Here is a 14,035-nt window from a genome sequence, read left to right on the forward strand (position 1 = left end):
ACCGAACACCCGCCGGTGCTCCTCCACGACCCAGGAGGGTCTCCGATGCAATACCGCACGCTGGGCCGCACCGGCATCAAGGTCAGCCCGTACGCCCTCGGCACCCTAATGTTCGCCTCGACCATCGGCAACGCCGACCACGAGGACTCGATCCGCGTCATCCACAAGGCGCTGGACGCGGGCATCAACTTCGTCGACACCGCCGACGCGTACGGCGACTCCGAGGAAGTGGTCGGCAAGGCACTCAAGGGGCGCCGCGACCACGTCGTACTGACCACCAAGGTGAGCCGCCCGATGGGCGCGGACCCCAACCAGCAGGGCGCGTCGCGGCGTTGGATCATCACGGCGGTCGAGAACTCGCTGCGCCGGCTCCGGACCGACTACATCGACCTCTACCAGATCCACCGCGTGGATCCCACGACCGACGTCGAGGAGACCCTCTCCGCGCTCACGGACCTGATCCGCGGCGGAAAGGTACGCGCCATCGGCTCCTCCAACACCCCGGCCTCGGACATCGTCGAGGCGCAGTGGGTGGCGGAACGCCGGAACCTGGAACGCTTCCGCACCGAGCAGCCCCCGTACTCCCTCCTCAACCGAGGCATCGAGCGCGAGGTGCTGCCCGTCGCGCAGAGGTACGGCATGGGCGCCCTGGTCTGGGGGCCGCTCGCCCAGGGGCTGCTCACCGGCCGCGTCCGCAAGAACCAGGAGAACGGGCTGCGCCGCGCGGGCCTCTTCAAGCACCTCACCGACGAGCGCCGCATCGACGTCGTGGAACAGTTCATTTCCCTGGCCGAGGAGGCGGACATGCCGCTGACCCACCTGGCCACGGCCTTCGCCGTCGCCCACCCGGGCGTCACCAGCGCCATCATCGGCCCCCGCACGATGGCCCACCTGGACGACCTGCTGGCCGGCCTGGACGTCACCCTCACGGACGACATCCTGGACCGGATCGACACCATCGTCCCGCCGGGCACGGATGTCGGAGCACTGGACCAGGCGTACGCACCGCCGGCCCTGGAAACCGCCACCCTGCGCCGCCGCTCCCTCACCGACCGGGTGGCGGCCTGATACTCGGATCCAACTGAGTCCGCTGCGGCCGACGTTGGGCGCACCTCGGGCAGTGACGACGACGCGGTGGAAAACTCACCGCGCTGCCGCTCGACTACTCTCCGGGACGCGGGTACCCGCGTCGTATGACCGTCTACGGATTTCACGCCTCGCACGAACAGGTGCCACCCGGCGACCTGTTGACCGCAGTGGTGCACGCGGAGGAGGCGGGTTTCACCGCCGCCATGTGCTCGGACCACTTCTCCCCCTGGAGCGCCCGGCAGGGTGAATCCGGCTTCGCCTGGTCGTGGTTGGGCGCCGCCCTCCAGGCCACCGGACGCGTACCGTTCGGCGTCGTCAACGCCCCGGGCCAGCGCTATCACCCCGCCGTCATCGCCCAGGCCATCGGCAGTCTCGGGGCGATGTTCCCCGGCCGGTTCTGGGCCGCGCTGGGCAGTGGCGAAGCCTCCAACGAGCACATCACCGGCGACCGTTGGCCCCGCAAGGACCTGCGCAACGCGCGCCTGCGCGAGTGCGTCGACATCATCCGGGCCCTGCTGCGCGGCGAGGAGGTGAGCCACGACGGGCTGGTGACCGTGGACCGGGCCAAGCTGTGGACCCGCCCCGCGAGCGTCCCGCCCCTGTTCGGCGCCGCGTGCAGCGAGGCCACCGCCGCCTGGTGCGCGGACTGGGCCGACGGACTGATCACCGTGAACGCCCCGCACGAGCAGCTGCGGCGCATCGTCGACGCCTACCGCTCGGCCGGGGGAGCGGGACCGCTGTACCTCCAGGCGCACCTGAGCTGGGCTCCGTCCGACGACGAGGCCCGTGCGCTCGCCCACGACCAGTGGCGTACGAACGTGCATGGCCCGCCCGCCAGTTGGGACCTGGACACCGCCGAACTGTTCGATGTCGTCAGCGAACACGTGAGCGACGAACAGGTAGCCCGTTCGGTACGGATCTCCGCGGACCTCGGCCAACACGCCGCCTGGCTCCAGGAGTACGCCGACCTCGGATTCGACGCGGTGATGCTGCACCACGTCGGCCGGGAACAGGAGGCGTTCATCGACGCGTTCGGCGCGAAGGTGCTGCCGAGGCTGGATGTCACGGAGCCGCCGCCGGCGGTCGCGGAGATCAACGCACCCACCACGGAGAGCGCCTTGAAGGAGGCTTCGCGATGAGGCTGACCCGTACCTCGGACGTGTGGTGGAAGGACGCGGTCGTGTACTGCCTGGACGTCGAGACGTACCAGGACAGCGACGGCGACGGCTGCGGCGACTTCGCCGGACTCACCCAACGCATCGACCACTTGGACCGGCTCGGGGTGACCTGTGTCTGGCTCATGCCGTTCTACCCGACGCGCGAGCGCGACGACGGCTACGACATCACCGACTTCTATGGGGTGGACCCGAGGCTCGGCACGCTCGGGGACTTCACCGAGTTCGTCCGCACCGCGCGCGACCGCGGCATCCGGGTCATCGCCGACCTGGTCGTCAACCACACCTCGGAGCACCACCCTTGGTTCGAGGACGCCCGGTCGAGCCGGGACGCGGAGCACCGCGACTGGTACGTCTGGCGGGACGAGCCCCCGGAGGACGGCCCGCACGACGTCGTCTTCCCGGACGCCGAGACGAGCGTCTGGGAGTACGACGAGGGCACCGAGCAGTACTACATGCACCGCTTCTACAAGCAGCAGCCGGACCTCAACGTCGCCAATCCGGAGGTACGGGACGAGATAGCCCGCATCATGGGCTTCTGGACCCAACTCGGCCTGTCCGGCTTCCGGGTGGACGCCGTGCCGTTCCTGCTGGAGACGGACGGACAGCCCGACGAACTGCCCGACCCGCACGAGTACCTCGCCGACCTGCGGGCCTTCCTGGGCCGCCGGGACGGGGAGTCGATCCTGCTGGGCGAGGTGAACCTGCCGTACGAGGACACCGCGCGCTTCTTCGGTGAGCCGGGCACCTCGCGCGGCGACGAACTCACCATGTGCTTCGACTTCATCGGCATGCAGCAGATGTACCTGTCGATGGCGCGCGGCGACGCGACGCCACTGGCGCGAGCACTGCGGGACCGTCCTGAGCCGCCGAGGGACGCCCACTGGGCGACGTTCGTCCGCAACCACGACGAACTGACCCTCGACAAGCTCTCCGACGACGAACGGGCCGAGGTCTTCGCCGCGTTCGGGCCCGAGAAGGACATGCAGCTGTACGACCGGGGTCTGCGCCGCAGGCTCCCGCCGATGGTCGACGGCGACCGCCGCCGTACGGAGTTGGCGTACAGCCTGCTCTTCACCCTCCCCGGCACGCCGGTCCTCTTCTACGGTGAGGAGATCGGCATGGGCGAGAACCTCGCCGCCGAGGGCCGCCAGGCGGTCCGTACCCCCATGCAGTGGACGGCGGACGACACGGCCGGCTTCTCCACCGCGGACCCCGCCGACTACCCCAACCCGCTGGTGGAGGGGGAGTTCGGGCCGGCGAAGGTCAATGTGCACGACCAGCGTCAGGACCCGGGCTCCCAACTCTCCTGCCTGCGACGGCTGGTGGAGTGCTACCGCGAGAGCCCCGAACTGGCTTGGGGCGCCCACGAGATACTCCCGGCGGGCGACGACGCGGTCCTGGCCCATCTCGCGACCACCGGGGATGGGGCCGTCCTGGCCCTGCACAACTTCGCGGACCGCCGGGTGAAGGTGGTGACCGAGGCGTCGCGCCTGGCGGCCGGGACACTCCTCACCGATCTGCTCGGGGAGGACGACGTCACGGTGGGGGAGGAGGACGGGAAGGTCAGGGTCGAGCTGGAACCGTACGGCTACCGGTGGCTGCGGGTGAGCACGCCGCTGGACGACCCGGCGCGGGCTACGGCGGACTGAGGGTGACGGTTGACGGTTGACGGGGGCGGCAGGGTTTCAGCCCGCTTGGCGGCTGCGGTAGGCGCGTGTCTTGTTCCGGTTGCCGCACGCCTTCATCGTGCACCAGCGGCCGCCGCCGTTGCGTGAGGTGTCGTAGAAGGCCCGGCGGCAGTCCGCCGAGGAGCACAGTTTCATACGGTTCCAGCCGCCGCCGGCCACGCTCGACGCCACCGTCTCGACGATGGCGTCGAGGCCGGCCACGCCGCTGGCGGCGGCGATGCGCAGCCGGCCGCTGGTCGGGTCGGGCGCCAGGCGCAGGGGGAAGGCGGCGAGGGCCTGCGCGACCGCCGTACCGTCGCTGTCGCCCTCGCCGTAGCCGCCGCCCTCGCCGTAGCCGTAGCCGTTGCCGCCGTCGGTGAGTGCTTCTCGCAGAGCACCGCGCAGCGCGACGGCGGCGGCGAGGTCGGACGGGCGGAGTTCCAACCCCGCGGTGGCCAGACCGCGCTTCTCCAGCCAGGCGGACAGGTCCTCGACCGAGGTCAGCGCGTCGCTGGGGACAAAATTCTCCCCGTGCCAGCTGAAGGTCCTCCGGTCGAGCGTGTTGAGGAACTGCTCGACCACACCCAGATCTACGACGACATCATCCACGACACCACTGTAACGGAAAGCCGGTGTTGACGACCATCGACACCAGCTATAGCTTTTAAGGGTGTCGAACTCACAGAAGACCCCAAAAACAGATGCCGATCCCCTGCTGAAGGTGTCGGACGCCGACCTCGCCGACCTGCGAGCCCGCCTGCGCGGGACGAGGTGGGCTAAGCCGTGGCCGGTCGCCGACTGGCAGGCGGGCACCGACGCGGGGGAGCTGAGGCGGCTGGTCGACTACTGGGCTTCGGGCTACGACTGGCGCCGGTACGAGGCCGCCATCAACGCGCTGCCGTCGCGGTTCGCCGATGTGGACGGCACGCGCGTGCACTACTTGCGCTTCGACGGGGAGCGGGAGGGAGCGCTGCCGCTGGTCCTGACGAATGGCTGGCCGAGCACGTTCTACGAGCTGGTCGAACTGGCACAACGGCTCTCGACACCGTCGCGGTACGGCGGTGACCCGCAGGACGCGTTCACGGTGATCGTGCCGTCGATCCCCGGGTTCACCTTCTCCCCCAAGTTCCCGAGCCTGGACCCGCCGCCCCTCACGCACGAACTGTGGCACCGGCTCATGCACGACGAACTGGGCTTTGAACGGTACGGCGCACACGGCGGCGATCTCGGCGCGGGGATCACCGCGCTGCTGGCCCAGGCACACCCCGAGTCGGTGGTCGGCATCCACCTCCTGGACGTGGTGACCACACCCCCCGACCCGGGCGCGGAACTGACGGACGAGGAGCGCGCGTACCTGGCTGCCTTCGGAGCCTGGGGCCAGGAGGAGGGCGCATTCGCCCACCAGCAGCGGACTCGCCCGCTCACCCTGGCCCAGGGCCTGAGCGACTCACCGTCGGGCTTGCTCGCGTGGATGCTGGAGAAGTACCGGGCCTGGAGCGACTGCGGCGGAGACCTCTCCACCCGATTCAGCGACGACTACCTGCTGACGCAAGCGTCGCTGTACTGGTTCACCAACACGATCTCGACCTCGTTCACGCCCTACTACGAGCGAGGCCAGGGCCTCGTACCCAAGCTGGAGCGTGTGGAAGTGCCGACGGCACTGGCGCTGTTCCCGGCGGACCTGGGCGTGGTCGCACCGCGCGCGTTCGTGGAGCGCAAATACCACCTGACCCGGTATACGCACCTGCCGCGAGGCGGCCATTTCCCGGCCCAGGAGGAACCGGAACTGCTGGCGGGGGACATCGCGGCGTTCTTTGGGGAGGTGGGGGAGGTGGGGTAGGTGGGGGAGGTCTTCCGGCGCGGGTTCGGACCGAGGGGTAGTCGGGGGCGGCCGGGTTGTTTTGATCGACGTGGGGCCGCCCCTTGCGGTTGAGTGTCGCGGTTTCGGGGCGGGCGTCAAGGGCGCTCCTACGTCGCGTCGGCTTCGCCGATTCCACTGCGTTCCACCCTTGACCCCCGCCCCGAAACCGCAAGTGAAGGCAGAGGGGGGCGGCCCGGGGGAGGTCCCCCGGGGGGCTTGTTTGTTGTTGGGGTTTCATCGCGGGCCCCGGCTTTCGGCGGGGTTTTGCGCCCCACTTGAATGGGGCGGTGGCGGGCTGGTTCGGCGGCTGGACGGCCGTCCGTTTGCCGGCGTACAAGCACCGTGTCTGAGATCCGTGGTCAGCAGCGGGGCCAGGCGGAGCCTCATTCACCGTCGACGGACGGCGGCTGTTCCAGCCACGTTCCGTCGCGCATGATGACTCTCCCGCGTAGTTCCGGCTCGCCGCGCCAAGCGCGCACAGTCCTCGGGACCACACGTACATACAGAAAGGAATCCTCCTCCACGCGCGGATCCCACCCGAACTTGCCGGCGAACGCCTCCGCCGCACTTCCGGGTACGTCTTCGTCCGGGAAGCACTCTGCTTCACCCTGGAGGAGCACCACGTCGAAGGTGTCCGCCAGCGCCAGACGCACGCGCGGCTCTGTGCGGATGTTCCGAGCAGTCGCGGAAGTGGCGCTGGTGCACATCCACACCGCTCGCCCATCCCACAGGAACCACAACGGCACCTGATGCGGCCCGTGATCAGGGTGACCGGTCGACACCCACACATCCCGCTCGGCAACGAGCCGCCCCAGCACGTCCCGCACCCGCTCCGCCGTCTGACGACGAACGATTCCCGTGGTTTCCATGAGACCCGACGCTAACCAGCAGACGCGAAGCGCGCCTGAGCCGAAGGACCTACTCCCCCCGACCGAGGGGGAGCAACTTGCGTCCACATCTGCCCCACCACCCACGCGGCTCGGGTGTGGTGCGTGCGTGCGGGCCGGTGGCTAGGTGGCCGACCGCCGAGACCGCCCACCCCCACCCCAACAGGCAATATGCCCCATTTGCCCAGGCTTTGAGGCCTCCTGCGGGCCTTTCCCACCCTGTCTTGTGTCCTGTGTTTCGTTAACGGGCTCTCAGAGCACACAACCCACCCAAACAGGCCCGACGGGCCGCCTCCCCCCGCCGCATCTGCCCCACCACCCACTCACCACAGACACGGTGCTTGCGCACCGGCCAACGGACGGCCGCCAGCCGCCGAACCAAGACCGACCGCCCCATTCAAGTCGTGCGCAATACCCCGCCGGGAGCCGCAGCCCGGCGCGAAACCCCGGGAACAAACAAGCCCCCCGGGGGACCTTCCCCCGGGCCGCCCCCCCCCAGCCTTCCCTTGCGGGTCCGGGCCGGGGGTCAAGGGTGAAGCGAAGCGCAATCGGCGAAGCCGACGCTCCGCAGGAGCGCCCTTGACGCCCGGACCGGACCCGCGACACTCAACAGCAAGGGGCGGCCCCACGCCGACCAACTCGGCCGCGTCGCACCGGAGTACCTCTTGGTCCTGGCCTTCGCCCTCTCCCATGATTGGGTTTTGCTTCCTGTTGGCCCCGCACCCCTCACCTGCGGCGATGAACTCTTTACCTATAGAAGACCATTGACCGACCAACTGGGTCGTGTTATTTACATCTGGTCGTGCATTGGACTAGACCTGACCTACCTCCTACCGCGACGCCTTCATCCCCCCACCACTTCGAGTGCTGAAGGATCCCCCGATGAAGCTACGTTCCCGACTCCTCGCGCTGGCCACCGCCGCCGGTGTCGCCGCCACGATCAGCATCCTGGGCAGTGGCAGCGCCAGCGCCGCCAACCCGGCCGTCGCGCCCGGTGGCAACTTCAACCTGTCGGTGTGGCAGCTCCAGGAGCCGGTGGGTTCGCCCGGTTCGCCGACCACCATCTCGTCGTCCCGTCTCCAGGGCGCCAACGGCTATCAGGACTCGTACTTCTACACCGACACCCGCGACGGCGCGATGACGTTCTGGGCGCCGGAGAAGGGTGTCACCACGCCCAACTCCAACTACGCCCGTTCCGAGCTGCGTGAGATGAACTCCAACGGCAGCGCCGCCGACTGGTCCCTCAGCGGCAGCCACAAGCTGAGCGCGACCCTGCGCGTCGTGTCGGTCACCTCGAACGTCGCCGTCGGGCAGATCCACCTCGGCTCGGGCGGTACGTCCACCAAGCCGCTCGTCGAGCTGTACTACCGGTCGAGCGGGGACATCGTCGCCGGTATCGAGAACTCTCCGGACGGCGGCCAGACCCCCCACACCGTGGGCCACGTGTCGATCGGCAAGACGTGGACGTACACGATCGCCGTCTCCGGCGGCAACACGATCGACCTGACGGTCAACGGCAGCACGACGCACTACGCGATCCCGTCGTCCTTCAAGCCGTACAAGCAGTACTTCAAGGCCGGCTCGTACAACCAGTCGTCCTCCGACAGCACCACCAAGGGTGCCCGCGTCGCCTTCTACGGGCTGACGGTCTCCCACGGCTGACCGACCGCCCTCCCCCGCCGGGCGCTCCCCCGCCCGGCGGCCGAAAGGCCCGAAAGGCCCGGCGCCCGGTGGCAGATTCACCGGGTGTCGGGCCTTTGGGGTCCCTCTCTTCACTTTGCTGCTTCTGGGACCTTCGGCATGATCGGTGCCGGGCGCGACGCGCCCGCCCACAGCAGTCCTCCCCCCAGCAGCACCCCGCCCCCCACCCACCACGCCGCCGGACCCGTCGGCAGCGTGCTGATCACCAAACCCGTCACCGCCGCGACCAGTTGCAGCGCCAGCGACTGGACCGACAGCGCGGTGGCGCGGCCCGCGCCGGTGACGCGGCGGTGCAGCAGGTCGTTCTCGTTCGGGCCCGCCGCGCCCAGCCCCAGGTAGACCAGGCCAAAACCGATCGCCCCGCCCACCAGCGGCACCGGCCCCGCGCCCGTCGCCGTGACCCCCAGCAGGAGCAGTCCCACCGCGCCGGATCCGAGGCTCAGCAGGACCGCGCGTTCGCCGCCGCCCGCCAAGCGGGCCGCGAGCGGGGCGAGGTGGTTGCCCAGGGCCGAGCAGACGAAGCCGGCGCAGGCCAGGCCAGCGAAGACCACCGCGCCCGAATCCGCCGCGCCGGTCAGGTCGGCGGCCCGGCCGGGGGTGAGCAGTTCGAGTACGGCCAGCGCGGCGCCCGCCGCCCCTGCGCTCAGGAGGATCCGCCGGACCACGGAGTCCCTGCCGCCCAGCCGCAGCCCGTCCACGACCGTGACAGGTATGCCGCGCAGGACGGCGCGGAGGGTGGCGCGTGGCCGGGGTGGTTCCGGCAGGGCCGTCAGGACGTACAGCACAAAGACGATCTCCAGGACGGCGGCCAGCAACGGCGGTACGGAGAGCGGGAGTACGAGGCCCGAGGTGGCCTCGCTCAGCCTCGCCCCGAGGTCGGGGCCCAGCCCGAGCAGCCACGGCAGGCCGCCGCCGAGGAGCGTGCCGGCGGCGAGCGCGGCGGAGGTCGCCGTACCGGCGCGGGCGAGGCCGTTACGGAGTTCCGCGTCGGGGCCTGAGTGCGCCTGGACGGTGTCGACGTACCAGGCCTCGGCCGGTCCGCTCGACAGCGCGCGGCCCGCGCCCATCAGGGCCATGCCGAGCGCGAGCACCCACGCGGTGGTGCCCAGCCCTTGCAGGGTGAAGGCGGCCAGACCCAGCAGGCCGGCGGCGGCCAGGACCGTACGGCGGCCGATGACGTCGGACAGCCCGCCGGTGGGCAGTTCGAGGGCGGCGGCCGTGAGGGAGTGCGCGGCGAAGAAGCCCGCGATGGCGGTGAGGGCCATGCCGCGCTCGGTGAAGAGGAGGATCAGCGGGGCGATGGTCAGGCCCACCGGCAGCCAGTAGAGCACCGAGACGGTGACGAAGCGGCGGCGGGCGGTGTGGGGTGAGAGGGGCGGGAAAGGTGTGTGGGGCGTGGAGGACGTGAAGGGCGCGGGTGTACGGGGGTCCGTCACGGCGCTTCCCCCTCCTCCCCCTCCACCCTCGCCGCCAGCGGCAGCGCCGCCATCACCAGGACGACTTGTTCGGCGCGCGGGTCCCCCTCGTCGCGGGCGGCCAGCTCGTCCAGCGTGCGATGGAACACCTCCCACAACTCGCCCGCCGCTTGGGGCGTCAGACGGGGCATCAGGTCCACCAGGCCCGACGGCTCCAGCCACTCCTCGCCCAGCCGCCCCTCCGCGATGTCCGCCTCGTGCCGGTCGACCGACGCTTCCAAGTGCTCGATCTGGCGCCTGCGCGAGAAGTTGACGAAGGCGCGGCTGTCCGGGGACGCTGTCATCGCCCTGTTGTTCCACGAGGTCACGGAGTGCACCGCCTGCCAGCGCCGCTCCCGCCCGTCACGGTGCGCGGCCTCCGCGACGAAGTCGTACTTCGCGAGGACCCGCAGGTGGTAGCTGGTGGAGGCGGACGACTCCCCCGTCTTGACCGCGAGTTCGCTCGCCGTGGCCGGGCCGTCCTGCCGCAGCAGGCCGAGGAGCCGGATCCGGAGGGGGTGGGTGAGGGCCTTGAGGGCCGCCGCGTCCTGTTCGGGGTCGAGGACCCGTCTCTGCTCGTCGCTGACCATGCGGCGAGCGTAGAGCGGCACAGGCACTCTGCAAAAGTATTTTTGCAGAATTTCTTTGGGGAAGAGGCCTAGAGATCCTTGCTCTTGGACGCCGGTCCTTCCTCCCCCGTCACCCGCGTCCCCGGATGGAACAGCGCGCACACGAACGCCACCGCCAGCGCCCCCGCCATCCCGTAGAACACCACCCTGTTCGCCTCCGCGAAGTCCATCCTGATCGCGCCGATCGAGTCCCGCGCCGCCTGTGCGGCCGGGCCGGTGCCCGCCGGTGTGCGGGAGTCGGCGGCGCCCGTGACGGATTCCGCGATGGTGTGGCCCGCGGTGTGCGCGGTGTCGTGCGAGACCCCCCGCGCCTGGAGGGTGTCGGCGACGCGGTCCGTCGTGACGTGCGTGAGGATCGTGCCGAACACCGCCAGGCCCACGCTGGCCGCGTAGTTGCGCAGGGTCTGGAGTACGCCGGTGACCTCGCCGTACGACGCGCCGATCGAGCGGTTCACCGCGTCGGTCGACGCCGGGGAGAGCAGGAAGCCGATACCGGCGCCGGCGAGGGCTACGTACGGCCACTGGTCGTGCATCGACAGGTCGGTCAGCTTGCTTGCCCACAGGGCGAATCCGACCGTGCCCAGCAGCGTCCCGATCTTGATCGCCGGGCGCGCGCCCCGGTGGTCCAGGATCCGGCCGCCCCACTGGGAGGCGAGGGCGAAGCCGATGAAGAAGTAGAGGAGGTAGAGGCCGGCCTGGTTGGGTGAGGCGCTCAGCGAGACCTGCGCGTACACGGACGCGAAGAAGAAGACCGGGACAAACGCGATCATCGCGAAGAACAGCACCACCGCGTCGACGGTGAAGGCCCGGTCCTTGAAGACCTGGAGCTTGACGAGCGGGTCGGGGATCCGCAGCTGGTAGAGGCAGAACACCACCAGGATCGCCAGCCCGCCCACGATGCAGCCCCACGTCGCGCCCGAACCCCAGCCCCACGTGGCCGCCTGCTGGAGACCCACCACGCTCAGCCCCATGCCGGCCGCGACCAGCACCGCGCCCGGCACGTCGAGGGGTTCCCTGCGGCCGGTACGGGGGATGTGGGCGCGCGCCGCCAGGGCGAGGGCGATCACGGCGACCGGGACGTTGATCCAGAAGATCGCCCGCCACGTCCAGTCGGTGAGCGCGCCGCCGAGGATCGGGCCGATGGCGGTGAGGCCGCCCGACAGGCCGAAGAACACCGCGAGGGCCCGGCCCCGCCGCTCCACCGGGAAGACCGTGATGACCACGGCGAGGGCGGCGGGGAAGAGCAGCGCCGCGCCCGTGCCCTGGGTGGCGCGGAAGATGATCAGCCACTCCTCCGCGAAGTCCCCCTTGGGGACGGCGCCGCAGAGGATGGAGGAGATCACGAAGACGAGGGTGCCGATCACCATGATCCGGCGGTGGCCGAAGATGTCGGCGAGCCGGCCGCCGAGGGCGAAGAACGCGGCGAGGGTGAGCAGATAGGCGTTGATCACCCACTGCATGCCGGAGGCCGTGAGCCCCAGTTCGTGGATGATGTCGGGCGCGGCGATGGCCACGATCGTCTGGTCGATGAACGTCATCGAGACGGCGAAGAGCATCGCGGCCAGGGCGAGGGTCTGGTGGGGGGTGCCGGGGGCGGGGCCACCGCCGGGTCCGTGGCCTGTGCTGGAGGCCGTACCGGAGCCCGCGCCTGAGCCCGTACCGGAGCCCGCGTCTGAGCCCGCACCGCCCGTGCCCGCGCCCATGCCAGGTGGCGAGATATCCTCTTTGTCGCTCATGCGTGAATCTTGCCCGCGGCGGCCCGTCACGCGCGTGCGTGCGGGCCGCCCGGCGCGTCCTCGTTACGTCGCGCCTCAGGAAAGTGCCTGATGGGCCGGTAAATCCATCACCCCAAGGCCCGCTGCGCCTCGTACAAATTGCGCGGCCCCAGCTCCCCCGGCTTCCCGTACGCCTCCAGCCGCGCGTGCAGCTCGCCCGTGAAGTCCGGTACGTCGATCTGGTCGAACTCCCGCACCTCGCTGATCCCCGCCGTCACGCTGTACGGCGCGATCTCGTCGATCTTGACCAGGCCCGCCCGCCCGTTGGTGACGGTGACGTTCCAGTGCGCGAAGCGCGCCCCGTACAGCGGGCCCGCGATCGCGTCGCCGCCGTGCCGGCCGTTGTTCTCGACCGTGATCTCGGTCCGTACGCTCGCGAAGGGCATCCCGCGATGCGTGTCGAAGGTGCCCATCTCCATCAGGCCGCGCGACCAGACGTTGTAGCTGGACAGCCCTTCTGTGTTGATGCCGTGCAGCTGCGTGCCCGTCGGCACCGGGACCGTACGCCGCTCGATCACGAAGTCCTCGACCAGGTTGTCGTGCGAACCCTCGCGGCAGAAGTACGGGTGGTGGGAGCCGCGCCCCGCGACGCGCGTACGGCGCAGGGTGCACGCCGACGCGGCGACCAGGCCGAAGCCGTTGTCGACGTGGCGTACGACGATGTCGTCGGCCCAGCAGTCGTAAGCGCACTGGAACGTCACGCCGTTGTAGCCCTTGTCGAGCAGGTGCGGGGACTGCGGGGTCTCGACGGCCTCCAAAGTCAGGCCCTCCACACCGGAGTTGGTGGGCGGGGTGACGAGGGTGGTGAACTTCGGGTCCCACTCGGGGCGTACGTCGAGCGGCAACGGCCTTTCCAGGGTGACCTTGTGGCCGCGTACGGAGACGATCCGCACCGGCCATTCGTACGGCACGTACGACGTCAGCTTGGTCATCGCGGGCCAGTCGTAGGCCGCCGGTCCCGGTCCGCCGCCCGCCATGTGCTGGAGGAGCGAGTGGTCGGTGTCGTCGGCGAGTTGGAGCAGGACCAGCTGTCCGCGTTCGAGGGCCGAGGCGTCCTCGACGGTCACCGTCCGGTCGCCGCGCCGGGCGGGGGCGAGCGCGGTGAGGGGGCGCCACTCGTCGCGCTCGTTGCCGGTCCAGCCCTCGAAGGGCCAGTCCCGCGCCTTGATCGCGGTGGTGAGGGAGGCCCAACGCTCCTGCGGGCAGAGCCAGATGAGGCCGCCGGCCCAGGACCAGCTGGACTTGTCGCCGCCGTACCGGCTGCCGTACGTGCCGATGATCTCGGTCAGGTTCCGGGTCGCGAGGAGCTTGGTACGGCCGCTGCCCGCGCCGCGCAGGACCACGTCGCTGTGGCCGATCCGGATGACGTCGTCGATGCGGTACGTGCCGGGCGGGATGGTGACCGTGCCCCCGCCACGCGCTCCGGCAGCGGCGAGGGCACGGTTGATCGCGGGGGCGTCGTCCACGGAGCCGTCGCCCCGGGCGCCGTACTTCTTCACGTCGGCCACGACGGGGAGGCGGGGGAAGCGGGTGGCGCCGGCGCGGCGGCCGGCCTTCCCGACGTACGGGATCTGCGGGTGGGTGTACGGCGACCGGGTGAACTCCCGCCAGAGGGGGGATGTGTTGGGCGCGGGCGGCCTGCGCTCACCGGCCGCCGCGGTACCGAGGCCGGCGCCGGTCGCCGTGACTCCGGCGGCGACGACGATGGCGCTCCTGAGCAGCGCCCTTCTGCCGAGGGCGCCTTGACCGTCCTGGCCGGCCTGACCGTCCTTCATGGAATCAGCCTCCACATAC

Annotated in this window: 11 protein-coding genes; 5 read left to right on the forward strand and 6 right to left on the reverse strand. The window is 70.4% G+C overall.

The features are described 5' to 3' along the window. Positions 1-45: 45 nt before the first annotated feature. The 3 genes from ACIO1C_RS31325 to ACIO1C_RS31335 all read left to right on the forward strand — a co-directional run bounded on the left by ACIO1C_RS31325 (position 46) and on the right by ACIO1C_RS31335 (position 3,916). Positions 46-1,068 (forward strand): aldo/keto reductase, encoded by a 1,023-nt coding sequence (locus ACIO1C_RS31325; protein ID WP_401869857.1) that lies wholly within the window; start codon positions 46-48, stop codon positions 1,066-1,068. 125 nt (positions 1,069-1,193) lie between these two features. Continuing rightward, positions 1,194-2,228 carry a TIGR03885 family FMN-dependent LLM class oxidoreductase gene (locus ACIO1C_RS31330; RefSeq protein ID WP_401869859.1) on the forward strand — a complete coding sequence of 345 codons (1,035 nt, stop codon included), beginning with the start codon at positions 1,194-1,196 and terminating at the stop codon, positions 2,226-2,228. Further along, positions 2,225-3,916 (forward strand): alpha-amylase family protein, encoded by a 1,692-nt coding sequence (locus ACIO1C_RS31335; protein ID WP_401869862.1) that lies wholly within the window; start codon positions 2,225-2,227, stop codon positions 3,914-3,916. Before ACIO1C_RS31330 ends, ACIO1C_RS31335 begins: the two co-directional genes overlap by 4 nt. Before the next feature lie 36 nt (positions 3,917-3,952). Here ACIO1C_RS31335 and ACIO1C_RS31340 read toward each other — a convergent pair whose 3' ends face one another. Next, positions 3,953-4,543, reverse strand: coding sequence for a CGNR zinc finger domain-containing protein (locus tag ACIO1C_RS31340; RefSeq protein WP_401869864.1), 591 nt, complete (start codon positions 4,541-4,543; stop codon positions 3,953-3,955). A 61-nt stretch (positions 4,544-4,604) separates the two neighbouring features. Here ACIO1C_RS31340 and ACIO1C_RS31345 point away from each other — a divergent pair, with 61 nt between their 5' ends. Further along, complete coding sequence (locus ACIO1C_RS31345; RefSeq protein WP_401869867.1) at positions 4,605-5,774, forward strand: epoxide hydrolase family protein; 1,170 nt, start codon at positions 4,605-4,607, stop codon at positions 5,772-5,774. Between the two features lie 404 nt (positions 5,775-6,178). On the opposite strand, the gene ACIO1C_RS31350 is transcribed toward ACIO1C_RS31345, so the two are convergent. After that, positions 6,179-6,664: a pyridoxamine 5'-phosphate oxidase family protein gene (locus ACIO1C_RS31350; protein WP_401869869.1), complete on the reverse strand. Its 486-nt coding sequence runs from the start codon at positions 6,662-6,664 to the stop codon at positions 6,179-6,181. Positions 6,665-7,564: 900 nt separating this feature from the next. Between ACIO1C_RS31350 and ACIO1C_RS31355 the strand changes: the two genes are divergently transcribed. Further along, a complete protein-coding gene (locus ACIO1C_RS31355; RefSeq protein ID WP_401869871.1) occupies positions 7,565-8,344 on the forward strand; it encodes a polysaccharide lyase family 7 protein in 780 nt (259 codons plus the stop codon). Positions 8,345-8,454: 110 nt separating this feature from the next. Here the strand turns inward: ACIO1C_RS31355 and ACIO1C_RS31360 are convergent, their stop codons facing one another. The 4 genes from ACIO1C_RS31360 to ACIO1C_RS31375 all read right to left on the reverse strand — a co-directional run bounded on the left by ACIO1C_RS31360 (position 8,455) and on the right by ACIO1C_RS31375 (position 14,016). Next, complete coding sequence (locus tag ACIO1C_RS31360) at positions 8,455-9,819, reverse strand: MFS transporter (RefSeq protein WP_401869874.1); 1,365 nt, start codon at positions 9,817-9,819, stop codon at positions 8,455-8,457. Then, entirely contained in the window at positions 9,816-10,427 is a 612-nt protein-coding gene (locus ACIO1C_RS31365) for a helix-turn-helix domain-containing protein (protein ID WP_401869876.1), read from the reverse strand. Before ACIO1C_RS31365 ends, ACIO1C_RS31360 begins: the two co-directional genes overlap by 4 nt. 68 nt (positions 10,428-10,495) lie before the next feature. Beyond that, positions 10,496-12,022 carry an MFS transporter gene (locus ACIO1C_RS31370; RefSeq protein WP_401870095.1) on the reverse strand — a complete coding sequence of 509 codons (1,527 nt, stop codon included), beginning with the start codon at positions 12,020-12,022 and terminating at the stop codon, positions 10,496-10,498. Positions 12,023-12,309: 287 nt separating this feature from the next. Further along, complete coding sequence (locus ACIO1C_RS31375; protein ID WP_401869879.1) at positions 12,310-14,016, reverse strand: glycosyl hydrolase family 28-related protein; 1,707 nt, start codon at positions 14,014-14,016, stop codon at positions 12,310-12,312. Positions 14,017-14,035 lie beyond the last annotated feature (19 nt).

The sequence above is a fragment of the Streptomyces sp. NPDC087420 genome, assembly GCF_044744165.1.
Taxonomy (GTDB): domain Bacteria; phylum Actinomycetota; class Actinomycetes; order Streptomycetales; family Streptomycetaceae; genus Streptomyces.

Bases quoted from the DNA above. Each gene is read 5' to 3' on its own strand.
- ACIO1C_RS31325 (WP_401869857.1), top strand. From the start codon at position 46: ATGCAATACCGCACGCTGGGCCGCACCGGCATCAAGGTCAGCCCGTAC.
- ACIO1C_RS31330 (WP_401869859.1), top strand. From the start codon at position 1,194: ATGACCGTCTACGGATTTCACGCCTCGCACGAACAGGTGCCACCCGGC.
- ACIO1C_RS31335 (WP_401869862.1), top strand. From the start codon at position 2,225: ATGAGGCTGACCCGTACCTCGGACGTGTGGTGGAAGGACGCGGTCGTG.
- ACIO1C_RS31350 (WP_401869869.1), bottom strand. From the start codon at position 6,664: ATGGAAACCACGGGAATCGTTCGTCGTCAGACGGCGGAGCGGGTGCGG.
- ACIO1C_RS31355 (WP_401869871.1), top strand. From the start codon at position 7,565: ATGAAGCTACGTTCCCGACTCCTCGCGCTGGCCACCGCCGCCGGTGTC.
- ACIO1C_RS31365 (WP_401869876.1), bottom strand. From the start codon at position 10,427: ATGGTCAGCGACGAGCAGAGACGGGTCCTCGACCCCGAACAGGACGCG.
- ACIO1C_RS31370 (WP_401870095.1), bottom strand. From the start codon at position 12,022: ATGCTCTTCGCCGTCTCGATGACGTTCATCGACCAGACGATCGTGGCC.
- ACIO1C_RS31375 (WP_401869879.1), bottom strand. From the start codon at position 14,016: ATGAAGGACGGTCAGGCCGGCCAGGACGGTCAAGGCGCCCTCGGCAGA.